Annotated in this window: 20 protein-coding genes; 13 read left to right on the top strand and 7 right to left on the bottom strand. The window is 59.2% G+C overall.

What is annotated here, in order from left to right:
* Positions 1 to 773: 773 nt before the first annotated feature.
* Positions 774 to 2,000, bottom strand: coding sequence for a UxaA family hydrolase (locus HNQ50_RS02495; protein WP_184097215.1), 1,227 nt, complete (start codon positions 1,998 to 2,000; stop codon positions 774 to 776).
* Positions 1,984 to 2,304 carry a UxaA family hydrolase gene (locus HNQ50_RS02500; RefSeq protein ID WP_184097217.1) on the bottom strand — a complete coding sequence of 107 codons (321 nt, stop codon included), beginning with the start codon at positions 2,302 to 2,304 and terminating at the stop codon, positions 1,984 to 1,986. The genes HNQ50_RS02495 and HNQ50_RS02500 overlap by 17 nt, the downstream gene beginning before the upstream one ends.
* A 242-nt stretch (positions 2,305 to 2,546) precedes the next feature.
* Between HNQ50_RS02500 and HNQ50_RS02505 the strand changes: the two genes are divergently transcribed.
* Both HNQ50_RS02505 and HNQ50_RS02510 read left to right on the top strand, forming a co-directional pair.
* On the top strand, positions 2,547 to 3,305 hold the full coding sequence (locus tag HNQ50_RS02505; protein WP_184097219.1) for a FadR/GntR family transcriptional regulator: 759 nt from the start codon (positions 2,547 to 2,549) through the stop codon (positions 3,303 to 3,305).
* 51 nt (positions 3,306 to 3,356) lie between these two features.
* Positions 3,357 to 3,761 carry an NUDIX hydrolase gene (locus tag HNQ50_RS02510; protein WP_184097221.1) on the top strand — a complete coding sequence of 135 codons (405 nt, stop codon included), beginning with the start codon at positions 3,357 to 3,359 and terminating at the stop codon, positions 3,759 to 3,761.
* Between the two features lie 122 nt (positions 3,762 to 3,883).
* On the opposite strand, the gene HNQ50_RS02515 is transcribed toward HNQ50_RS02510, so the two are convergent.
* The gene (locus HNQ50_RS02515) at positions 3,884 to 4,498 is read right to left on the bottom strand and encodes a heme-binding beta-barrel domain-containing protein (RefSeq protein WP_184097223.1); all 615 of its coding nucleotides are present in this window, start codon (positions 4,496 to 4,498) and stop codon (positions 3,884 to 3,886) included.
* 239 nt (positions 4,499 to 4,737) lie between these two features.
* Here HNQ50_RS02515 and HNQ50_RS02520 point away from each other — a divergent pair, with 239 nt between their 5' ends.
* The gene (locus tag HNQ50_RS02520; RefSeq protein WP_184097225.1) at positions 4,738 to 5,391 is read left to right on the top strand and encodes a hypothetical protein; all 654 of its coding nucleotides are present in this window, start codon (positions 4,738 to 4,740) and stop codon (positions 5,389 to 5,391) included.
* 140 nt (positions 5,392 to 5,531) lie between these two features.
* On the opposite strand, the gene HNQ50_RS02525 is transcribed toward HNQ50_RS02520, so the two are convergent.
* Complete coding sequence (locus HNQ50_RS02525; RefSeq protein ID WP_308419126.1) at positions 5,532 to 6,341, bottom strand: NAD-dependent protein deacylase; 810 nt, start codon at positions 6,339 to 6,341, stop codon at positions 5,532 to 5,534.
* Between the two features lie 99 nt (positions 6,342 to 6,440).
* On the opposite strand from HNQ50_RS02525, the gene HNQ50_RS02530 reads away from it, so the two are divergent.
* Both HNQ50_RS02530 and HNQ50_RS02535 read left to right on the top strand, forming a co-directional pair.
* Positions 6,441 to 6,914, top strand: coding sequence for a hotdog fold domain-containing protein (locus HNQ50_RS02530; RefSeq protein ID WP_184097227.1), 474 nt, complete (start codon positions 6,441 to 6,443; stop codon positions 6,912 to 6,914).
* A gap of 66 nt (positions 6,915 to 6,980) precedes the next feature.
* A complete protein-coding gene (locus HNQ50_RS02535) occupies positions 6,981 to 7,529 on the top strand; it encodes a DUF1415 domain-containing protein (protein WP_221302959.1) in 549 nt (182 codons plus the stop codon).
* 211 nt (positions 7,530 to 7,740) lie between these two features.
* On the opposite strand, the gene HNQ50_RS02540 is transcribed toward HNQ50_RS02535, so the two are convergent.
* The 3 genes from HNQ50_RS02540 to HNQ50_RS02550 form a co-directional block, all read right to left on the bottom strand.
* The gene (locus HNQ50_RS02540) at positions 7,741 to 8,403 is read right to left on the bottom strand and encodes an energy-coupling factor ABC transporter permease (protein ID WP_184097231.1); all 663 of its coding nucleotides are present in this window, start codon (positions 8,401 to 8,403) and stop codon (positions 7,741 to 7,743) included.
* A 7-nt stretch (positions 8,404 to 8,410) separates the two neighbouring features.
* Positions 8,411 to 9,058 (bottom strand): alpha/beta hydrolase, encoded by a 648-nt coding sequence (locus tag HNQ50_RS02545; protein ID WP_184097233.1) that lies wholly within the window; start codon positions 9,056 to 9,058, stop codon positions 8,411 to 8,413.
* 125 nt (positions 9,059 to 9,183) lie between these two features.
* Positions 9,184 to 10,137 (bottom strand): LysR family transcriptional regulator, encoded by a 954-nt coding sequence (locus HNQ50_RS02550; protein ID WP_184097235.1) that lies wholly within the window; start codon positions 10,135 to 10,137, stop codon positions 9,184 to 9,186.
* Between the two features lie 230 nt (positions 10,138 to 10,367).
* Here HNQ50_RS02550 and HNQ50_RS02555 point away from each other — a divergent pair, with 230 nt between their 5' ends.
* The 8 genes from HNQ50_RS02555 to HNQ50_RS02590 all read left to right on the top strand — a co-directional run bounded on the left by HNQ50_RS02555 (position 10,368) and on the right by HNQ50_RS02590 (position 18,619).
* Positions 10,368 to 11,225: a fumarylacetoacetate hydrolase family protein gene (locus tag HNQ50_RS02555; RefSeq protein ID WP_184097237.1), complete on the top strand. Its 858-nt coding sequence runs from the start codon at positions 10,368 to 10,370 to the stop codon at positions 11,223 to 11,225.
* 15 nt (positions 11,226 to 11,240) lie between these two features.
* Positions 11,241 to 11,993, top strand: a complete 753-nt coding sequence (locus tag HNQ50_RS02560; RefSeq protein ID WP_184097239.1) for an SDR family NAD(P)-dependent oxidoreductase — start codon at positions 11,241 to 11,243, stop codon at positions 11,991 to 11,993.
* A gap of 138 nt (positions 11,994 to 12,131) precedes the next feature.
* Positions 12,132 to 13,316 (top strand): L-rhamnonate dehydratase, encoded by a 1,185-nt coding sequence (gene rhmD / locus HNQ50_RS02565; RefSeq protein WP_184097241.1) that lies wholly within the window; start codon positions 12,132 to 12,134, stop codon positions 13,314 to 13,316.
* Positions 13,317 to 13,761: 445 nt separating this feature from the next.
* Positions 13,762 to 14,514, top strand: a complete 753-nt coding sequence (gene lra1, locus HNQ50_RS02570; RefSeq protein WP_184097243.1) for an L-rhamnose 1-dehydrogenase Lra1 — start codon at positions 13,762 to 13,764, stop codon at positions 14,512 to 14,514.
* A gap of 102 nt (positions 14,515 to 14,616) precedes the next feature.
* Positions 14,617 to 14,931, top strand: coding sequence for an L-rhamnose mutarotase (rhaM, locus tag HNQ50_RS02575; protein ID WP_184097245.1), 315 nt, complete (start codon positions 14,617 to 14,619; stop codon positions 14,929 to 14,931).
* A gap of 9 nt (positions 14,932 to 14,940) precedes the next feature.
* A complete protein-coding gene (locus tag HNQ50_RS02580; protein WP_221302960.1) occupies positions 14,941 to 15,834 on the top strand; it encodes an amidohydrolase family protein in 894 nt (297 codons plus the stop codon).
* Positions 15,835 to 16,040: 206 nt separating this feature from the next.
* The gene (locus HNQ50_RS02585; protein WP_184097247.1) at positions 16,041 to 17,567 is read left to right on the top strand and encodes a sugar ABC transporter ATP-binding protein; all 1,527 of its coding nucleotides are present in this window, start codon (positions 16,041 to 16,043) and stop codon (positions 17,565 to 17,567) included.
* Positions 17,564 to 18,619: an ABC transporter permease gene (locus tag HNQ50_RS02590; RefSeq protein WP_184097249.1), complete on the top strand. Its 1,056-nt coding sequence runs from the start codon at positions 17,564 to 17,566 to the stop codon at positions 18,617 to 18,619. The genes HNQ50_RS02585 and HNQ50_RS02590 overlap by 4 nt, the downstream gene beginning before the upstream one ends.
* The last annotated feature ends 170 nt before the right edge of the window (positions 18,620 to 18,789 follow it).

Below are 18,789 nucleotides of genomic sequence, written 5' to 3' on the forward strand. Positions count from 1 at the left end.
AAACGGCCCCCCACTGGATTTCGGCGTTCGCCGGAATGACGAACCCGTCACCAGACCAGCAACCCATACTTGCAAATATCGCCACCCCGGATTCCCGCTACCGCTCCATCCGGGCTACACACTGGTTCTCGCCAGAGAACGGGGCCAAAACGGCCCCCCACTGGATTTCGGCGTTCGCCGGAATGACGAACCCGTCACCAGACCAGCAACCCATACTTGCAAATATCGCCACCCCGGATTCCCGCCTTCGGCTCCATCCGGGCTACACAATGATTCTCGCCAGAGAACGGGGCCAAAACGGCCCCCCACTGGATTTCGGCGTTCGCCGGAATGACGAACCAGTCACCAGACCAGAAACCCATACTTGCAAATATCGCCACCCCGGATTCCCGCCTGCGGCTCCATCCGGGCTACACACTGGTTCTCGCCAGAGAACGGGGCCGCTACGGCCCCCCACTGGATTCCGGCGTTCGCCGGAATGACGAACCAGTCACCAAGCCAGCAACCCATACTTGCAAATATCGCCACCCCGGATTCCCGCCTGCGGCTCCATCCGGGCTACACACAGGTTCTCGCCAGAGAACGGGGCCAAAACGGCCCCCCACTGGATTCCGGCGTTCGCCGGAATGACGAGCCAGTCACCAAGCCAGCAACCCATACTTGCAAACACCGCAATGGTGGATTGTCGCTGCCACTCCAAATCCACCCTACGGCCAGCATTCGGCTAGCAGCGAGTCGCGCCCAAGGCGTGAACCAACAAACACAACGCCTCTTCAAACACCCCGAATCGGCAAACACGCCGGCCCCAGCGGCTCAAACTGCTTGTAAGTCAGAATGAATTCCTGGTGCCCCAACGCTTCAGATTTACTCGGCGCACCGTTAGCCACCTCATGCACCAGCGTGACAATCTCCGCGCCCAGTTCATCCAGCGTGGCTTCGCCGTTCAGCAAACGGCCCGCGTTCACATCCATGTCCTCAGCCAGCCGCGCATACGTCTGCGGATTGGCGCAAATCTTGATCACCGGGGCAATGGCAGAGCCGACGACCGATCCGCGCCCGGTGGTAAAGAGGGTGATGTGCGCGCCACACGCCATCAGCTCCACAATCTCGGCGTTGTCAGAGATATTCGGAAAGCCAAAACGCACCTCGCCATCCGGCACCACGTCCAGCAGATACAGCCCGCCGGTGGGGGGAACATCGCCCGGCTTGATCAGCCCGACAATTTGCGAATCCCCACTCTTGGCGTAAGCGCCCAGGGATTTTTCTTCCTGCGTGGTCAGCCCGCCATCGGCATTGCCTGGCGCAAAACTACCGTGACCCAGCGTGGCGTAATAGCGCGCGGCCTTGGCGACGGTGCGGACAATCTCATCGCCCAGTTCTGGCGTGGCAGCGCGACGCTTCATGTGAAATTCGCAGCCCACCAGTTCGCCGGTTTCTTCAAAAATGCAGGCCGCGCCTTCATCAATGAGCCGGTCAAAGGCGCGTCCCACGGCCGGGTTGGCGGTAATGCCGCTGGTGCCATCAGAACCGCCGCAAATGGTGGCGACCACCAGTTCGTCCCACTGCATGGCTACACGCGGTTGCTCTGCCAGTTGTTCGACGGCCCATTGCACCCACTCCACGCCCTGGGCAATGGTGCTGCGCGTGCCGCCTTTGTCCTGAATGGTGAGCGTATGCACGGGCCGATCCGTGTCGGCGATATGCGTCTCCAGCCCGCGCTTGTCGAAACTCTCGCAACCCAAAGACACCAGCAGCACCGCGCCAACATTGGGGTGCGTGGCCAACTGGCGCATGACCTTGTCGGCATAGGCATTCGGGTAACAGCCGGGAAAGCCAATCAAATGCACTGGCTGTCCACGAAAATGCTGGGTGATCTCGCTGGCGACAAAATGGGCGCACTCCACCAGGTAAGCCACGGCCACCACATTGCGGATGCCTTTGCGGCCATCGCTGCGTAACCAGCCTTGCAAAGGGGCGGCGCGTTCAGTGTTGGTGGACATAACTCTGACCTTCCTCAAGCGTGTAGGTGGGCAGGTAATCACTGGCCAGGTTGTGCGTGTGAATATGTTCGCCCTGGGCAATCGGTTGGGTAGCGCTGCCAATAATGGCGCCATAACGCAGCACTTTCTGGCCGGTCGCGATGGCGGTGCGCGCCAGCTTGTGGCCAATGGCAACGGCCTGCGGCAAGGTGACGGGCACACCTTCTACCAGCACGGATTCGCCAGCGGCCAGCGGCGCACAAACGATCAGGCAGTTGTCTTGCGGGCCAATCAGCAAAAGGCGGCGATCGGTTTCTGTGCTCATGCCGGAGTGCCCGTTGGGTAGTGCCAATGCAGTGCCACGTTGTATCTCCAGTTTGCCGGTCAGCGATAAATCGGCTACATCCGTTGTATACTTGGCTCAAAGGTCCATTGGTCAGACCATTGAGCCAAAGAGTGGTATCAGTCCGACGGCATGTCAAGTATTTTGTAGTGAAAATCCACGGGCTACATCGTGCTGCATCGCAATGATTTAATGGCAGAAAAAGCCAGACACAGGGGTGGACTATGACAAACCGGCTGCCGCAGATTGAATCCAGGCGGTTGTATCGGCAAATTGCAGAATTAATCCTGCGGCATATCGACAGTGGTCAGTTTCCGCCCGGCAGTTTGTTGCCCGCAGAGCGCGAACTGGCAGAACAACTGGGCGTGAGCCGGGCCTCGGTGCGGGAGGCGCTGATTGCGCTGGAAGTAGAAGGACGGGTGTCGGTCAAAGTGGGCAACGGGGTCACGGTACTGGATAAACCCGCTACCACCGCCGCCACCTTGCTGGCTGACGCATCGCAGCAAAATGGCTGGACTGATGTTGGCCCGCTGGAGTTGCTGGAAGCCCGCATTCTGGTGGAATGCGAAACCGCCGCGCTGGCGGCAAAGCGCGCCACACAGCCGGATATCGACATTCTGGAAGCCATGCTGGGCGAAATTGCCGATGAACACCGGCGTTTGCATCATATCCAGCCTGCCGATCGTCGGTTTCACATGAAAATTGCCGAGATGAGCGGCAACCAGGCGTTGGTGCATCTGATCGCCCAGTTGTGGGATCAACGCGCCAGCCCGGTGTTCGCCCGTTTTGAAGATCACTTTGTGACGCAACGGTTGTTTGAAGACACCAGCCAGGATCACCGACGCATTCTGGATGCCATCATCCAGCGTGACAGCACCGCTGCCCGTACCGCCATGCGCCGGCACTTGAGCGACGTGCGCAAGGCCTTCTTGCGCGGATTGTCTGGCGTGCCAGGCCAGGGCACGGTGGATGCGGATGACTAGCTGCCATGGCCCGCGTTATCCTGCGGGCCTTGCCTTTGTGGGTTGTCTGGTGTGTCTGATGTGATTGATGTAGCCATCATCGCCGTGATCCGGAACGGTCTGATGCTGTGCGTGCGCAAGCGCGGCACGCAGCGTTTTATGTTGCCTGGTGGCAAGCCGGAGGCCGGTGAAACCGCGGTGCAATGCCTGGCGCGGGAGATTGCCGAAGAGTTGCAATGCACGGTGGATGTCGCCAGTCTGCGCCCGCTGGGTTCCTTCGAAGGCGTTGCTGCCAATGAGGCGGGGCGGCGTGTGCGGGCGGATACCTTTATTGGCGAAATCACCGGCACCATCGAACTGGCGGCAGAGATTGACGAATATCGCTGGCTTCCTCTGGCGGGGCCGTTTGACGTGCCCCTGGCGCCCTTGCTGGAGGACGGCCCGCTGCTCAAAACCTTGTGCGCGGCAGATGCCTGAGGGTTGGTCGGGCGCCTCGTACCCCGGTCACGAAACCGGATCGCCGGGTATGAAACAAAAAGACCTTCGTGCAGGCGAAGGTCTTTTTGTTTGTCCACACCCTGGTGGTCTCAGCGGTGGTATCAGTTGCCAGCCACTTTTTTCAGGGTACTGGCATCCACATGCGTAAATGGCTTGCCGTAGATCGTCAGGGCGGTCACCTCTGAATAACTCAAGGTGCCATCCGCAGCCAATTTCATAGTGATGGCAACACTATTGGTTTTGGCGTTCTTTTTCATAAAGTCTGTTTCGGCAAAGGCAGACTTGGTGCCCAGATTGAATTCGCCAGGTTTGTCATATTTGCCCTCCGCACTGGCGCAAACCCCGCGTGGAATACAGAAGGAATAAATGAGGCGGCTGTTTTTCTGATCCCAGATCAGATAGCCCATCTGGTCGTGAAACTGCTGTTTGTCCGATTTGCGATAAACCCGTTGGCGGATGGTGACAGACACCAGGTCTTGCTCGCTGGCGTTGGTTACGCCGGGGCCTGCTGCAATTTCCATTCTTTCAAAATAGGGGCTGGCTGCCGCAGTGCCGGCTTTGCCGGTACTTTTCTGCGCGGGCGCCACGTCAGTTCCCTTATCGCCTTCCCACACGCCAATTAACGCCGTCAGCGGATTGGCTGCCTCTTTAGCATGGATGGTCCCTGCTGCCCCTGCGGCCAGGGCGGTCGCCAGCATGATTGAGTGTAGTTTCATTGGTTTGTGTTTCCTGAGAGAAAGTACCCCGGCAAGGCCTGCAGGGGATGCCGGGTATCATCAGGCGGAAGGCGAGGGGGCAATGTTGATACACATCACCCCCGCAAATCGGTAGCCAATTGATTTTTACGATGATGGAAATAGCCTGGTGCTATGCCGGTATTGCTGCATGGCATGCAAGGCGTACTTTCTGCCAGACTGGATGATTGGGATGATTAGATTTCGCCTTGGGGGGCGTCATGCAGGTTTTTCTGATTGGCACCAACCATCTACCTGATACGCATAACCTGATGGTACGACAACTGACTGGCGTACTGCAGCAGTTGCAGCCAGCGCGTTTGTTGCTGGAAATCCGCCAGGCTGATCTGGCGCAAGCCGACGCTTATCCGGGTCGCTATGCGCCAGAAATGGTGCAACTGGCCCAAGACTACGCGGGCATCGCACACGGTTTTGACTGGCTGGGAGAGGGGGATGCCACGCGGGTTGCCGCTATCCTGGCAGAACAGCAAAGCTTGTCCGCACAACTGGGCGGGGCCGACTTGCCGCCAGCGGGCCAGGCTTTTTACGCCAGCTACAATGCGCAACTGGCCCCCTTCCTGGCAGGGAACGATCTCTTTGCCATGAACGCCCCAACAGCGTTAGAGATGGCCGGGCAATGGATCAGCTTTTACGACTGGTGTACCGGCCCGTTTGCGACGTTGGCCCGCTTTTACCGTCAGCGGGCGCTACGCATCAATCAGTCGGTGGTGGAACGGGTGGCAGAGGTCGCGGCCCAGCCAGGGCGGCTGGTGGTGGTGATCGGTTTGTCGCACGTATTACGGGTGCGAACGGCGTTGCAGCAGCATTTACCGGGTGTGGCGAGCCATTTGTTGCTGGATCTCGTAACCCCGTAGCCCGGATGAAGCGCAGCGAGAATTCGGGGGGCGATACCGGCAAGAATTGGTCTTGCGCTGCGGGCATGATCTGTGGGATGGCGGGGCATCATATTGCATGCGGCGCAAACCCAGGATTCCCGCCTTTGGCTTCATCCGGGCTACGATCCTGCTACACCGGTTTCGCCCAATTGTTGTTGCAATGCCTGGCAAGTCTCCCCAATGGGCGCGCGGATAATGACCTCAAAGAACCGGTCCAGCCGGGTATCCGACAGATTGATCAAGGCGCAGGGCACGTTATAGCGCGCTGCTTCTACCGGGATCATGTTCACCGGCCCCACCTCCAGCGATGACCCCATCACCAGCACCAGATCGGCGTTCACGGCCAGATCAAACGCCCGCTCAATCAGTGGCACCGCTTCGCCGTACAGCACCACATCCGGCTTGATCACCTGTTGGCACTTGCGGCATAGCGGTACGGCGTGTTGTTGCACCCAGGCCAGATCATGTTGCGTACCGCAGGACAAACAACTGGCCCCCATCAGGCTGCCATGCATTTCCAGTACTTCGGTACTACCCGCTTTGTGATGCAAGCCGTCGATATTCTGCGTCAGCACGCTGATACGCTTGCCTTGTTGCTCCAGCCACGCCAGAAAACGATGCCCGGCATTGGGTTCGTACTGGCCAGCCATCTTCAGTTTGAAAATGTCGCGAAACGCATCCCAGAAGCCATCGGGGCAATCCAGAAAGTAATCAATCGACACCACCTCGGCAAAACTGCGGTTCTGGGTAAACAGGCCGTTGGCGGAGCGAAAATCCGGAATGCCCGATTCCGTGCTCATCCCGGCGCCGGAAAGCACGGCAATGTGCCTGGCGTTGTTGATCATGCGGGCAAGATGGTCAATGGTTTCCATGGCGGCGGGCAGGCAAAAACGCCAGTGTGCCAAAACGGCGCCGTGCTGCAAACGCACGGCGGTCAATTTCAAACGCCAGGCTAAGGCCGCCCCCCAATTGGTCAGCCGGCCCGATGTGTGAAATGCTGCGCCCATAAATCACAACAAGGCACGATCATGGCTCGCCCCAACGCACTTTTGAACATGTGGCAAAAACTCTCTGGCCTGCCCGCCGGCAAGTGGCTGTTTTCCCGCCTGGTGTGTTTCAAGGCACCGTACTTTGCCTCCATCCGTCCGCGCTTTGACGTGTTGCAGGCCGGCCGTGCCCAGGTCTCCATCAAAAAACGCCGCAAGGTGCAAAACCACATCGGCACCGTGCACGCCATTGCCATGTGCAATATGGCGGAACTGGCCGCCGGCACCATGACCGACGTGACTATTCCGCCCAGCCACCGCTGGATTCCCAAGGGCATGACGGTTGAGTACGTGAAGAAGGCTGAAACCAGCCTGCGCGCCATTGCCACTCTGGATACACCGGCCGATTGGGGTAGCGGGATCAACCTGCCCGTGCAGGTAGAAGTACTCGATACCAACGACCAGATCGTGCTGCTGGCCACGGTCACCATGTGGGTCTCGGCAAAGAAAGCTTGACCGGATCGGCAGACTGGCGGGCGGGACAGGGTAAAATGGCCGGCTGCAAACCGGATGCCGCCCACCATGACCGCCCACGACCAACGCATTCTTGATGACACCCGCCGCTGGCTCGAACGCGCCATCATTGGCCTGAACCTGTGCCCGTTTGCCAAGGCCGTGCATGTCAAACAGCAGATCCGCTACGTGATCAGCGAGGCCACAACGGCCGAAGTGGGGGAGGGCGATCTGGAAATGGCGCTGCTGGAACTCAACGACGCTGATCCGGCTCAGGTGGATACCACGCTGTTGATTTTTCCCCAGGCGTTTGCGGATTTTCTCGACTTTAACGATTTCATCCATCAGGCGGACGCGCTGGTCGACATAATGGGGTTTCGCGGTAAATACCAACTGGCCAGTTTTCACCCGCAATACCAGTTTGCCGGAACTGCTGCGGACGATATCGAGAACTACACCAACCGCGCGCCATACCCGATTCTTCACCTGATCCGGGAGGCCAGCATTGAACGGGCTGTGGCAGCGTTTCCGGATGCATCCGTGATCTTTGAACGCAATATGGAAACCATGCGGCGGATTGGGCTGGAAGGGTGGCAGAAGTTGATGAGTGAAGGGTGAGGAATGACGATGTTGTGGTATGCAAAAAAAGTTGCAACCGGCATACCAGCCCCGTAGGGTGGATTCGCGCAGCAATCCACCGGTACGCTGGTGGATTGTCGCTATCGCTCCGAATCCACCCTACGTGATTGCCGAAATGATGAAGAACTGGTGTGCATAAAATGGTGGCTGCGCGGCACTCGTCCGGATTCACACACCACCCACCACCCGGCTACTTATCCTTCAAATACAAGGCATCATCAAACGTCGCCACCCATTGCGGGAAATACACCACCAGCAGGGTCATGACGATGCCTGTGGTAAATGCCTCTGGCCAGCCCATCAAAAAGTAATACGGCAGTTGTTCATCCACCAGAAAAGCAAAGTCATAGGCCCCGGCTAGCGCCAACAGCGCACACGTCAGCAAGCCCACCAGCCACATCGACACTGCACCCGCCGCAAAACTGTTCACGAAGATGTAAGTGAAATAATTAAGCGGCATTTTCTTTTGCGCAAAACGCAGCAACTGCCAGGTCAGTGTGGTGGGTACGGCGGCGACAATCAGCCAGGACAAACCCATGCTGGCCCAGTTGCCGTGACCGTCATAAATATCTGCCGCCAACGCGACCGCCAACCCCAAGCGCGCGCGATCCGGACCGGCAATCAAGGTCAACGCCACCGCACCAATCAAATGAAAAGCCAGCCCCGGCTGCAGGCTGGCTTTCATTTGCCACGCTACCAGCACGGCTACCGTGCCGCCAAACCAGCAAGTCATGTCGGCTTGTGGCAGTTTGAACCATGGCACCCGCAGCGCCGCGCGGAGCATAAGGCCGCCGGCGATGATCCACGCCGTGATGAGCCAGGATGGCGGAAAATGGGCGGCGACGAGGTTCATGCGCGCATCACAGCAGGCGAATACGCCATTCGCGATCGACCAGATCGGCCAGTTGGGTCAACCGTCCATGAAAGAAATGCCCTACGCCGGGGACGACAATGACCGGCAGTTGTTGCGGACGCGCCCAGTCAAACACACGGTGCAGATCGACCACCTCGTCTTGCTCACCATGAATAATGATGGTGTCAGCCGGCACATCAGGAAAAGCCTGGCGGGTGACTGAAGGGCCGATCAGTATCATGCCTTCGACTTCATGGTCCGCCAGTCGCAGGCGAAATTGCGATTGCACGTAGGTGCCAAAAGAGAATCCCGCCAGCACCAATCCCGCTATGCCCGGGTTTTCTGTCCGCGCATGGGCCAGCACTGCGGCCATGTCGTTGGGTTCTTCCTTGCCGTAGGCGTGCGCGCCTTCAGAGTTACCCACGCCGCGCAGGTTGGGGCAGTACGCCACGTACCCAAGACGGGACAGCGTTTTGGCGAGTGTGGTGACGATCTTGTTGGTAAACGTGCCCCCTTCCAGCGGGTTGGGGTGGGCCACCAGCGCAATGCCCCGGGTTTCGGGCAGGGCGGATTCCAGTTTCAGGCATTCCAGTTGCCCGGCCGGGCCAGCAATGCTGATGGTTTCGAAGGTGGGGGCTTTGCGGGGCGAGTTCATGGGTTTGCGTGTGCCGGCGACGAGGTGAGAGTGAGGTATTTTAGCCTGGCGGCGGCCCCGCTACATGCTCATTGCCATGGGTGGGTGCCCCCATGCGGGGAAATGGCACGTATCCCGGATAAGAACTACACCCCCATCACCCGTGCATTCAACGCTATCCGCCGCACAATCTCCACAAACTCCAGCCCGATCCCGGACAACGTCTCACCTTTGCGCGTTAACAACCCGTATGGCGCCAGATTCTGTCCAATGGTCAGTGGCAAAGCGATGAGCAGTTTTGCCCAGAGGTGATCCCGCAAGACCGGTTCGGCCAGCGCGGTGACCGCATCGCTCCGTTGCACCAGTTGCAGGGTGGCAAAGATGGAGTCGCACTCCACCGTATTCTGCGGCGTGGCGCTATGGTTGTGCTCAAACTCGCGTTCCAGCACCTGGCGGGCAGGACTGGCCAAAGGCTGCAATACCCAGGGCCAGTTGGCCAGTTCGGCCAGCGTGACCGTTTCTCGCCCGGCCAGCGCATGGCCGCTGCGGACGACCACTTTCATGACCTCGTTACCCAAGGGTTCAAAATCCAGCCAGTTGTGCTGGCTGAGTTCAGAAAAGCGGCCAATGGCGAAATCCACGCGGCCTTGCTCCAGCAATTCCACCAGTTGATCACTGGTTTCGCCCTTGATGCGGATGCGCAGTAGCGGTTTGCGGGTTTTCAGTTCGGCCACCGATTGCGCCACCAGATCTGGCGCGGCACCCATGATGGTGCCGATGATCAGTTGCCCAAAGCCGCCTTGCTGCCATAACTGCAGGCTGTCTGCCGTGCGCTGCAAACCGCCCAGCGTGGTACGGGCGAAACGGATGATTTCTTCGCCGACTTCGGTCGGTTTCACGCCGCGCGCCTGGCGTTCAAACAGGGTGCAATCCAGAAAGGCCTCCACCTCTTGCAGCATGCGCGTCGCCGCAGGTTGTGACATGGCCAGGGTTTCGGCGGCCTGATGCAGGTTGCCATGGTCCGCCAGGGCCACCAAAAGGAACAAATGTTTGTAGCGCAAGCGGTGCAATAACGATTGATAAAAGTATTGTTTAAGCATTGCGTTGCACCATTCCGGAAACGTTTTTGTGTAATTAATGTGATGTAAATCAATGTGTTGATTTGATTGTTGCAATCGCACATACATCACAATCAATAACCTGTAGTTATCGAATATAACCAGATTTGCATTAGTCAGGTATTTCTGAGCGCGATAAAAATGTAGCCATTGCAAAGCCACTACACAAAAACGCCTTCCTTTTGGCGCTTTGTGCGGCACAGGAGAACTGCATGAAACTGCTGCGTTTTGGCCCTGCCGGCCACGAAAAACCGGGCCTTGTCGATGCCTCTGGCGTGATCCGGGATTTGTCTTCCGTAGTGGATGACATTGCTGGCGCGACGTTGCTGCCCGCCAATCTGGCCAAACTGCGCGACGTTAAAACCGACACGCTGCCGACTGCACCGGCCGGTGCGCGGATTGGTCCATGTGTGGCTGGCGTGGGCAAGGTGATTTGCGTGGGGCTCAATTACAGCGACCACGCCAAAGAATCCAATATGGCGATCCCCACCGAACCCATTCTGTTCATGAAGCCGACCAGCGCGATCTGTGGCCCCAATGACCATGTGGAAATTCCGCGCGGCGGCGAGAAAACCGATTGGGAAGTAGAACTGGGTGTGGTGATTGGCAAGACCGCCAAGTATGTCGGGAAAGAATCCGCACTCGATTACATCGCCGGTTACTGCGTGGTCAATGACGTGTCTGAACGCGCTTTCCAGCTGGAACGGGGCGGGCAGTGGGACAAAGGCAAGGGGCACGATACCTTCGCCCCGATCGGCCCCTGGCTGGTGACGGCCGATGAGGTGGCGGACCCGCAAAACCTGGCCATGTGGCTGGATGTGGATGGCCACCGGTACCAGAACGGCAGCACCCGCACCATGATTTTTGACGTCGCCACGCTGGTCTCATACATCAGCCAGTTCATGACCTTGCAACCGGGTGATGTGATCGCCACCGGCACCCCGCCGGGCGTGGGCCTGGGTCAGAAGCCGCCGGTGTATCTGCATGCCGGTCAGACCATGAAACTGGGCATTGCAGGCCTGGGCGAACAACAACAGTTGACTGTGCCGGCCAAGGGCACAGCGGCATAACGCATCGGGACCATCATGAATCAACTCGATCTGAAGGGCCGTGTAGCCATCATTACCGGCGGTGCGCGCGGCATTGGCTACGCAGCGGCGGAACGCATGTTGCAATCGGGCGCTAGCGTGGCGCTGTGGGATATTGATGCTGCCCGGCTGGATCAAGCCGCCGCAGCGCTCTCAAAACTGGGCAAAGTCAGCGTGCACGCGCTGGATCTGACCGATGCGGCCGCCGTCAATGCCGCTGCGTCTGCCACGGTTGCCGCCCATGGCAAGATCGACATTCTGGTCAATAACGCCGGCATTACCGGCGGCAACGGCCTGACCTGGGAGCTGGACCCCAAAGGCTGGGCACGGGTGATTGAAGTTAACCTGGTGGCGCCGTTCCTGGTGTGCCACGCCGTGATCCCCAAAATGCTGGAAAACGGTTATGGCCGCATCGTCAATGTGGCCTCGGTCGCCGGGAAAGAGGGCAATCCGACGGCATCACACTACAGCGCCTCCAAGGCCGGTCTGATTGGTTTCACCAAATCGTTGGGCAAAGAGTTGGCGACTAAAAATGTGATCGTCAATTGCATTACGCCCGCGGCAGCCAAGACCGAGATTTTTGATCAGATGAGCCAGCAACACATCGATTACATGCTCAGCAAAATCCCTATGGGGCGTTTCTTGCAGGTAAACGAAGTGGCCGCGCTGATTGGCTGGCTGAGTTCTGAAGATTGCTCGTTTACCACGGGCGGGGTGATCGATATCTCCGGTGGCCGTGCCACTTATTGATAGGGAGAAGCCGATCAAACCCTGCTGGCTGCGTTGCACTCACTTGCCGTACTGCACGTACTGTCTGCGTTTCGTGCGCCTTGCCAGCACCGTTTCACTGGGTTTTGTCGACTTCTCGCCAACTTGAGAGGATGTGTAATGAACGTGCCAGTGATCAAGCAAATCCGCGCCTATACCGTGCGCGGCGGCGGGGCGGATTACCACGACCAGGGCGGCGGCCACTGGATTGATGACCACATTGCCACGCCGATGAGCAAGTATGAGCAATACCGCCAGAGCCGCCAGTCGTTTGGCATCAATGTGCTGGGCACCCTGGTGGTGGAGATTGAAGCCAGTGACGGCACGGTGGGCTTTGCCGTGACTACGGCCGGTGAGATTGGCGCGTACATCGTGGAAAAACACCTCGCGCGGTTTATCGAAGGCCAGAAAGTCACCGACATTGAAAAGATGTGGGACCAGATGTTCAACGCCACCCTGTATTACGGCCGCAAGGGCGTGGTGATCAACACCATCAGCGGGGTGGATCTGGCCTTGTGGGATTTGCTGGCCAAGGTGCGTGGTGAGCCCGTGCACCAGTTACTGGGCGGCCCGGTGCGCGATCAACTGCAGTTTTATGCCACAGGCGCCCGACCCGACCTTGCCAAAGAGATGGGATTTATTGGCGGCAAGATGCCGCTGCATCACGGCCCGGCCGAAGGCGAAGAAGGCCTGAAAAAGAATCTGGCCATGATCGAAGACATGCGTCACCGCGTGGGCGACGACTTCTGGTTGATGCTCGATTGCTGGATGAGCCTGGATACCAACTACGCCACCCGGCTGGCGACCAAAGCACACCAATACGGTCTGAAATGGATTGAAGAAGCGCTGCCGCCAGACGATTACTGGGGCTACGCCGAACTACGCCGCAACGTGCCTAAAGGCATGCTGGTGACCACGGGCGAGCACGAAGCCACCCGCTGGGGTTTCCGTCTGCTGATGGAAATGGGCTGCTGCGACATCATCCAGCCGGATGTGGGCTGGTGCGGTGGCGTCACCGAACTGATCAAGATTTCTGCGTTGGCCGACGCCCATAACGTGCTGGTGGTGCCGCATGGCTCGTCCGTTTATAGCTATCACTTTGTGATTACCCGCCATAACAGCCCGTTTGCCGAGTTTTTGATGATGGCGCCCAAGGCGGATCAAGTGGTGCCGATGTTCAACCCGCTGCTGCTGGATGAACCGGTGCCGGTGAATGGGCGGATTGCGGCTTCTGCGCTCGATAAACCGGGCTTTGGCGTGCGTTTGAACCCGGAATGCAAGCTGGTGCGGCCATACGAGCACTGAGGAGTGAGGAGGGGAGACTGGCATACCCCCGACTCGTCATTCCGGTCCTCGGCGGCCCCCTTGAGCCGGAATCCAGCTCCAAACAACCGCGCCGCAGGTGCTGACCTTGTTGTTCTTGCGTACAAAGCCCACCGGCGGTGGGCGGACTGGATTCCTGCTTTCGCAGGAATGACGAAGTAGAGGGATGCATGGAGTGAGGAGGGGGAGGCAGGCATACCCCCGACTCGTCATTCCGGTCCTCGGCGGCCCCCTTGAGCCGGAATCCAGCTCTAAACAACCGCGCCGCAGGTGCTGACCTTGTTGTTCTTGCGTACAAAGCCGACCGGCGGTGGGCGGACTGGATTCCTGCTTCGCAGGAATGACGAAATAGCGGAATGCACAGGGTGCGGTTCTAACCGTTGCCTCTGTACCCCAACCAACATGCAGCAACTGGAGAACACCAACCATGTTGTTAAAAGATAAAACCGTCATCGTTACCGGGGGCTCACGTGGTATTGGCCGCGCCGTGGCGGTGGCTTGTGCGCAGCACGGCGCCAATGTGGTGATCAGCCATCACAGCCATGCTGATGAAACCATGGCCGAAATCAAAGCCCTGGGCCGTGGCGCCGTGGCGGTGAAAGGCGATGTGGCCGATCCACACACCGCGCAGTTGTTGGTGCAAGCGGCAGTGGATCATTTTGGTGGTGTCGATGTACTGGTCAGCAACGCCGGCATTTGCCCGTTCCATGCATTCCTCGACATGCCGCTGGAGACGTTCCAGCGCACCATGGAAGTCAATCTGCACGGCGCGTTCTATGTGACGCAAGCCGTCGCCAACCGCATGAAAGACCAGGGGCGAGGCGGTTCGATCATCGCCATCAGTTCCATCAGTGCGCTGGTCGGCGGAGAGTTTCAAACCCACTACACCCCCACCAAGGCGGGCGTGCATTCGCTGATGCAATCCACGGCCATTGCGCTGGGCAAATATGGCATCCGCTGTAACTCGGTGATGCCGGGCACGATTCTGACCGACATCAACAAGGACGATCTGTCCGACCCGGAAAAGGTGGCGTACTTCAACAAACGCATTCCGCTGGGCCGCATGGGCCAGCCGGAAGACATTGGCGGCGCAGTGGTGTTCCTGGCGTCGGATATGGCGGCCTATGTCACCGGTGCGTCGTTGCTGGTTGATGGTGGTCTTTTTGTGAATCTCCAGTGATCTGCCCACAAAGCAGCGCTGCCCGGTCTTGCCTGTACTGTCTGCGCCCGTGGCGCCTTGCCAGTGCCGCTTTGTAATCAGATCAATATCTGGATAGCAATCATGCAAACCCACGCTTTTCGCATGCAGCTTCACCCGGGCAAGGCCGCCGAATACCAGCGCCGGCATGACGAAATCTGGCCGGAGTTGGTGGTGGCGCTCAAGGCAGCCGGAATCAGCGATTACCGCATATTTCTGGATGAAGCCACGAACGCGCTGTTTGCCGTGCTCAAAGCCACCGACGACCACCATATGGCCGACCTGCCGCAGTTGCCGGTCATGCGCCGCTGGTGGGATTACATGGCCGACATCATGGCAACCGAGCCCGATCACAAACCGCAGCAATGGGCGCTGACGCCTGTGTTTTACCTGGAGTAGGGCGCTGATATGACGACGTTGCAAGTGGTTGACCCACATGTCCACCTCTGGGCCCCAGGCACGCTGCGCTACCCGTGGATGGAAAGCGATGCGGTGGGTTTCAACGGGGATGTCACCCCCGTAAAAAAACGGTATGCGCCGGCTGATTTGCTGGCCGATGCCGGCGACGCCGTACAGGTGCTAAAGGCCGTCCACATTGAAGCCATCGCCGCAGACCCGCTGGCGGAAACACGGTGGGTGCAGGCGCAGGCGGATGAAGCCGGTGCGCTCAAGATCGGCATTGTGGGTTACGCCGATTTCAGCCAGCCCGATGTCGAGGCTTTGCTGGCTGCGCAATGTGAAAGCCGCGCCATGCGCGGTATCCGCCAGATTCTGAACGTACATGCCAAGCCGCTGTATGACTACGTTGGCCGCCATTTCATGCAAGACCCGACGTGGCAACGCAATTTCAGGTTACTGGCCAAATATGGCTTGAGTTTTGACATGCAGTTATATCCGGCGCAAATGCACGCTGCCGCGGTGCTGGCCCGGGACAACCCGGACGTGAGCTTTGTGCTCAACCACGCCGGCATGTTTGTGGATCGGGACCACGTGGCAGGCTGGACCGCCTGGCGCGATGGCCTGGCGCTGTTGGCGACACTGCCCAACATGACGGTGAAGATCAGCGGGCTGGGGATGTTTGACCACCATTGGACGGTGGAAAGCCTGCGGCCCTACGTATTGCAGGTGATTGATACGTTCGGGACCGATCGGTGCATGTTTGCTTCCAATTTTCCGGTCGACAAGCTCTACAGCAACTACCCGGCGGTGTGGCAGGCGTTTGCACAGATTGTTGGCGGGGCGAGTGATTCTGAAAAAGCACAGTTGTTCCGGATGAATGCCGAGCGGGTTTACCGCTTGTAGGCAAGAGGATTGGGACGAGGCGGAGCGGGAATGAAACTGCTGCTCGCTATCCACGGCCTCGTCATTGCGGCGAAAGCCGGAATCCAGTTCTAAACATTTGCGCCGCAGGCGCTGACACGTGTGTTCTTGCAAACCAGGCCACTTTTGGTGGCCGCCTGGATTCCGGCTCAAGGCCGGAATGACGGTGTGAAGATAAGGACCATGCAATGAGCGATCAACCCCTTTCGCCCCGGCTGGAACTGCGTGGCGCGAGCAAGGCTTTTGGTGAAGTCCAGGCGCTGCTCAATGGCTGCCTTGCCTTGTATCCCGGCGAGGTGCACGCCCTGCTGGGTGAGAACGGCGCGGGCAAATCCACGCTGGTGAAGATTCTGGCTGGCGTCCACAAACCCGATACCGGCACGCTGGTCATCGACGGGGTGCAACGGCACTTTGCCCGGCCGTCTGACGCGCTGGAGGCCGGCATTGCGGTCATCTATCAGGAACCCACGCTGTTTGCCGATCTCTCGATTGCCGAGAACATCTATATGGGGCGGCAACCGCTTGATCGCCTTGGCCGTATCCGCTACGACGAAATGAACCGCTGGACCCAGGAAATGCTGGTGTCGCTGGGGGTGTCGCTCAAAGCCACGCAACGGGTTCAGGGTTTGTCGATTGCTGACCAGCAAGTGGTCGAGATCGCCAAGGCGCTGTCGCTCAACGCCAACGTGCTGATCATGGACGAGCCCACGGCAGCCCTGTCGCGCCCGGAAGTTGAGCGTCTGTTTGCCATTGCCGAGCGCCTGCGTACCGCCAATGTCGCCATCCTGTTCATTACCCATCGGCTGGAAGAAGTATTCCGTCTGACCCAACGCATCACCATCATGCGCGATGGCGCGGCGGTGTATTTCGCGCAGACCTGCGAGATGGATCACGACAGCATCGTCGCCCGCATGGTGGGACGCGATCTATCCACCTATTACCCCAAAGCAGATGTCACCCCGGGTGAGATCGGTTTGTCAGTACGTCGCTTGTCTCGGACCGGCGTATTTCGCGATATCTCGTTTGACGTGCGCCAGGGCGAGATTGTCGCGCTGTCCGGTCTGGTGGGGGCAGGCCGTAGCGAAGTCGCCCGCGCCATCTTCGGGGTTGACCCGGTAGATAGTGGCGAGGTCCACGTGATGGGGCACAAGCTCAAACTGGGTAAACCGGCCACTGCCGTGCGGGCGGGTGTCGCACTGGTGCCGGAAGACCGCCGTCAGCAAGGTCTGGCGCTGGACATGCCGATTGCCCGCAATACCTCGCTCACCGTGTTGAACAAGCTGGTGCGCTTCGGGCTGATCTCCGGCAAGGCCGAGCGCGAACTGGCCAGCCAGTGGGGTAGCAAACTCAAACTCAAGGCCCACACCGTGGATGCCCCGGCCGGCACGCTGTCAGGGGGCAACCAGCAAAAGGTGGTGCTGGGCAAATGGCTGGCAACCCATCCCCGCGTGCTGATCATTGATGAACCGACGCGCGGGATTGATGTGGGTGCCAAAGCCGAGGTCTACCAGACCCTGGCCGACCTTGTGAAAGAGGGCATGGCCGTACTGATGATCTCCAGTGAACTGCCGGAGGTGCTGGGCATGGCTGACCGTGTGCTGGTCATGCATGAAGGCCGTATTACTGCGGATATCCCGCGGGTAGAGGCCAACGAAGAACGCATTATGGCCGCTGCGCTGGGCCAGACTGATCCCGCCTCCAGGAAAGCAGCATGAGTACAACCTTCATGAGCCAACACAGCCCAGGTATCGCCGTCACCACCCAACCCGCGCCGGAGCGCCAGCACTGGTTTCTGGTGCTGGCCCGCAACCGGGAAAGCACATTGCTGGTGGTGCTGTTGCTGCTGATTGTCGGTACAGGCCTGGCGGAGCCGGCCTTCCTCAGTTGGCATAACGCGCGGGACGTTCTACTGAACGTGGCGATCACCGCCATCCTCACCGCAGGTATGACGGTGGTGATGTTGATGCGTCATATCGACCTCTCGGTCAGCTCCACGCTGGGGGTCACGGCTTACGCGGTGGGCAGCCTGTTCATGGCCATACCGGGCTTGCCGGTGCCGTTGGCGATTGTTGCCGGGGTGCTGATTGGCCTGGCAGCGGGTTGCGTCAACGGTGCATTGGTGACCTTTGGCCGCGTGCCCTCACTGGTGGCCACGCTCTCGACGCTCTACATCTTTCGCGGCATTGATTACGCCTGGGTACACGGCGGGCAGATCAACGCCACCAGTTTGCCGGATGGGTTCTCCCACATTGCCACCGGCAACGTACTGGGCCTGCCCATCCTGGTGATCATCGCCGCCGTGGTCCTGGCGGGCGTGGGTTACTACCTCAAGTTTTTCCGTGGAGGGCGGGAGTTCTACGCCATCGGTTCTAACCCGGAAGCCGCCACGCTGGCCGGCATCCGCGTCCATCGCCGCGTGTTTACGGGTTTCTTGTTGTCGGGCGCTTTGGCGGGGCTGGCCGGTGTGTTGTGGCTGGCGCGTTTTGGCACCGTGGATGCCAGCACCGGCAAGGGGATCGAGTTGCAAGTGGTGGCCGCCGCCGTGGTCGGTAGCGTGGCCATTACCGGCGGTGTCGGCAACGTATGGGGAGCCACACTGGGTGCCTTGTTACTGGGCGTGATCAACATCTCGCTGGTGGTTCTGCGCGTGTCGTCTTTCTGGCAACTGGCGATCCAGGGCGGCTTGATTGTGCTGGCGATTGTCAGCGACACGCTGTTGTCCCGGCGCATGGCCAGGTGGTCGATGAAGAAGCGGGAACTGGGTTGATATCAGGTACTTCGTAGCCCGGATGGAGGCCCTGGGGGCCGGGAATCCGGGGGGCAATGCAGGCAAGAACCTTTTTGCAGCGCCGCCCCGGATTCCCGCCTCCGGCTCCATCCGGGCTACGGGTGACTCGCTCCGGAATGAACTAGCTGATTTTTGAAGTGCAGCAAAAA

The organism is Silvimonas terrae (assembly GCF_014202765.1).
Classification (GTDB): Bacteria; Pseudomonadota; Gammaproteobacteria; order Burkholderiales; family Chitinibacteraceae; genus Silvimonas; species Silvimonas terrae.

Coding starts and splice junctions, on each gene's coding strand:
- HNQ50_RS02495 (WP_184097215.1), bottom strand. CDS start 2,000: ATGTCCACCAACACTGAACGCGCCGCCCCTTTGCAAGGCTGGTTACGC.
- HNQ50_RS02500 (WP_184097217.1), bottom strand. CDS start 2,304: ATGAGCACAGAAACCGATCGCCGCCTTTTGCTGATTGGCCCGCAAGAC.
- HNQ50_RS02505 (WP_184097219.1), top strand. CDS start 2,547: ATGACAAACCGGCTGCCGCAGATTGAATCCAGGCGGTTGTATCGGCAA.
- HNQ50_RS02515 (WP_184097223.1), bottom strand. CDS start 4,498: ATGAAACTACACTCAATCATGCTGGCGACCGCCCTGGCCGCAGGGGCA.
- HNQ50_RS02520 (WP_184097225.1), top strand. CDS start 4,738: ATGCAGGTTTTTCTGATTGGCACCAACCATCTACCTGATACGCATAAC.
- HNQ50_RS02530 (WP_184097227.1), top strand. CDS start 6,441: ATGGCTCGCCCCAACGCACTTTTGAACATGTGGCAAAAACTCTCTGGC.
- HNQ50_RS02535 (WP_221302959.1), top strand. CDS start 6,981: ATGACCGCCCACGACCAACGCATTCTTGATGACACCCGCCGCTGGCTC.
- HNQ50_RS02540 (WP_184097231.1), bottom strand. CDS start 8,403: ATGAACCTCGTCGCCGCCCATTTTCCGCCATCCTGGCTCATCACGGCG.
- HNQ50_RS02545 (WP_184097233.1), bottom strand. CDS start 9,058: ATGAACTCGCCCCGCAAAGCCCCCACCTTCGAAACCATCAGCATTGCT.
- HNQ50_RS02550 (WP_184097235.1), bottom strand. CDS start 10,137: ATGCTTAAACAATACTTTTATCAATCGTTATTGCACCGCTTGCGCTAC.
- HNQ50_RS02555 (WP_184097237.1), top strand. CDS start 10,368: ATGAAACTGCTGCGTTTTGGCCCTGCCGGCCACGAAAAACCGGGCCTT.
- HNQ50_RS02560 (WP_184097239.1), top strand. CDS start 11,241: ATGAATCAACTCGATCTGAAGGGCCGTGTAGCCATCATTACCGGCGGT.
- rhmD (WP_184097241.1), top strand. CDS start 12,132: ATGAACGTGCCAGTGATCAAGCAAATCCGCGCCTATACCGTGCGCGGC.
- lra1 (WP_184097243.1), top strand. CDS start 13,762: ATGTTGTTAAAAGATAAAACCGTCATCGTTACCGGGGGCTCACGTGGT.
- rhaM (WP_184097245.1), top strand. CDS start 14,617: ATGCAAACCCACGCTTTTCGCATGCAGCTTCACCCGGGCAAGGCCGCC.
- HNQ50_RS02580 (WP_221302960.1), top strand. CDS start 14,941: ATGACGACGTTGCAAGTGGTTGACCCACATGTCCACCTCTGGGCCCCA.
- HNQ50_RS02585 (WP_184097247.1), top strand. CDS start 16,041: ATGAGCGATCAACCCCTTTCGCCCCGGCTGGAACTGCGTGGCGCGAGC.
- HNQ50_RS02590 (WP_184097249.1), top strand. CDS start 17,564: ATGAGTACAACCTTCATGAGCCAACACAGCCCAGGTATCGCCGTCACC.